The following is a 2,273-nucleotide window of genomic DNA, read 5'->3' as shown; positions in this document are numbered from 1 at the left end:
GCCGCGCGCTCTGCCGAGGGCGCAGGACAGATGGAAGATTTGCGCAAGTGCACCTTCTGCGACACCTATGTTCCGGTGCGCAATGCCCGCTCCTGCGGGCGCTCCACCTGCCCGCACGCGCCTTAGTCCCCCAAAACCCGAGAAATCGTTTCGGTTGCAACGCAAAAGCGGCGCGGGAGAGCGCTTGATTTACGCGGCACCGGCAGACTAAGGTGCGCGCGATTTTCGCTGTGTCACCGAAAGGTCATAGGATGGCGTCCGGCCCGCTTCCGTTTCAATCGCTGATCCTGACGCTGCAAAGCTTTTGGGCAAGCCAAGGCTGTGCATTGTTGCAGCCCTATGATGTCGAAGTCGGGGCCGGAACTTTTCATCCCGCGACCACGCTGCGCACTTTGGGGCCGGATACGTGGAATGTGGCCTATGTTCAGCCCTCGCGCCGCCCGACCGATGGGCGCTATGGCGAGAACCCCAACCGCTTGCAGCATTATTATCAGTTCCAGGTGATCCTGAAGCCCTCGCCGGTCGACCCGCAAGCGCTGTATCTGGAAAGCCTGAAGGCGCTGGGTATCGACCCCGCCGAGCACGATATTCGCTTCGTTGAAGACGATTGGGAAAGCCCGACGCTGGGGGCCTGGGGCCTCGGCTGGGAAGTGTGGTGCGATGGGATGGAAGTCACCCAATTCACCTATTTCCAGCAGGTCGGCGGCATAGAGGCCAATCCGGTGTGCGCCGAGCTCACCTACGGGCTGGAACGCCTCGCCATGTATGTGCAGGGCGTCGAGAACGTCTATGATCTCGATTGGAACGGCGTCAAAGGCCCTGGCCGGAAGACCTATGGCGACGTGTTCCTAGAGAATGAAAAGCAGTTCAGCGCCTATAATTTCGAGCACGCCAATACGGAAGTGCTATTCCGGCACTTTAATGAGGCGGAAGCCGAATGCCAGAAGCTGCTGGCCGTCAATCTGCCGCTGCCCGCTTATGACCAAGCCATCAAAGCCAGCCACACCTTCAACCTGCTCGATGCGCGCGGCGTGATCTCGGTCACGGAACGCGCCGCCTATATCGGCCGGGTGCGCGCCCTCTCCAAAGGGTGTTGCGAAGGCTGGCTTGCCGTACGCGGCGCGTAAACTCGTCAGGAACTGAATAATGGCCGATTTGCTGCTCGAACTCTTTTCCGAAGAAATCCCGGCGCGCATGCAGGCGCGGGCGGCGGAAGAGCTGCGCGACCGACTGGCTGCCGCGTTGACCGAGGCGGGCCTTGCGCCTGAAAGCCTCGCGGTCTGGGTCACGCCGCGCCGCGTTGCCTTCCACGCTACCGGCCTGCCCACGGCGCAACCGGATCGGTCGGAAGAGCGCAAAGGCCCACGCGCCGATGCGCCGGCGGGGGCGATTCAGGGCTTCCTCAAATCGACCGGCCTCACGCGCGACCAGCTTGAAACCCGCGACACCGATAAGGGTGCGGTGCTGTTTGCCGTGACCCACATCCAGGGCCGCCCGACGCGCGATGTGCTGCCGGAGCTGATCTGCGGCCTGATCCTGGGCTATACATGGCCGAAATCGATGCGCTGGCGCGATACGCGCCTCGCCTGGGTGCGCCCCTTGCGCTCGATTCTGGCGCTGTTCGACGGGCAGAGCCTGCCCGGCGGGTTGCATCTGGGCCGCAATGTCGAGGGCGGTGAACAGCCGGGCTATCGCGCGTCAGGCGATGCGGGCGACCTCAATTATCTGCCGTTTGGCAACCAGACCTTCGGGCACCGCTTCCTGGCACCCGATGCTGTTTCGGTGACAGATGCCGCCGACTATCAGGCCAAGCTGCGCGCGGGTTTCGTGATGCTGGACCGGGAAGAGCGCAAGCGCCTGATCCTCACGGAAGCCGAAACGCTCGCGGCCTCGGTGAACTGCCGCCTGAAGCCCGATGCCGCCTTGCTGGAAGAAGTGGCCGGGCTGGTCGAATGGCCGGTGCCGCTCCTGGGCCGGATCGATGATGCCTTCATGGCCGTGCCCGCCGAAGTGCTGACCACCTCCATGCGCGAGCATCAGAAATATTTCGCCCTAGTGCCGCAAGATGCCGCCGAGGGCGACGCCAAAATCGCGCCCTATTTCGTCGTCGTCGCCAATATGGTGGCGCGCGATGGCGGGGCGGCGATTGTGTCGGGCAATCAGCGCGTGCTGCGCGCCCGCTTGTCCGATGCGCGCTTCTTCTGGGATCAGGACCGCAAGGTTCGGCTGGAAGTTTGGGCGGAAAAGCTCACGAGCCGCGTGTTCCACGCCAA

At 63.4% G+C, this 2,273-nt stretch carries 2 protein-coding genes; both read left to right on the top strand.

Annotated features, from left to right (window positions below):
* Positions 1-251: 251 nt before the first annotated feature.
* Positions 252-1,127: a glycine--tRNA ligase subunit alpha gene (locus VZ95_RS15770; protein ID WP_045776712.1), complete on the top strand. Its 876-nt coding sequence runs from the start codon at positions 252-254 to the stop codon at positions 1,125-1,127.
* A 19-nt stretch (positions 1,128-1,146) separates the two neighbouring features.
* Positions 1,147-2,273: glycine--tRNA ligase subunit beta (gene glyS / locus VZ95_RS15765; RefSeq protein WP_045776711.1), on the top strand; the 1,127-nt coding region annotated here is incomplete at its 3' end.

This window comes from Elstera litoralis, from assembly GCF_000963705.1.
Classification (GTDB): Bacteria; Pseudomonadota; Alphaproteobacteria; order Elsterales; family Elsteraceae; genus Elstera; species Elstera litoralis.
The sequence above is the reverse complement of the archived record's forward strand: the minus strand, read 5'-3'. Positions and strand labels throughout refer to the sequence as shown.

Bases quoted from the DNA above. Each gene is read 5' to 3' on its own strand.
- VZ95_RS15770 (WP_045776712.1), top strand. From the start codon at position 252: ATGGCGTCCGGCCCGCTTCCGTTTCAATCGCTGATCCTGACGCTGCAA.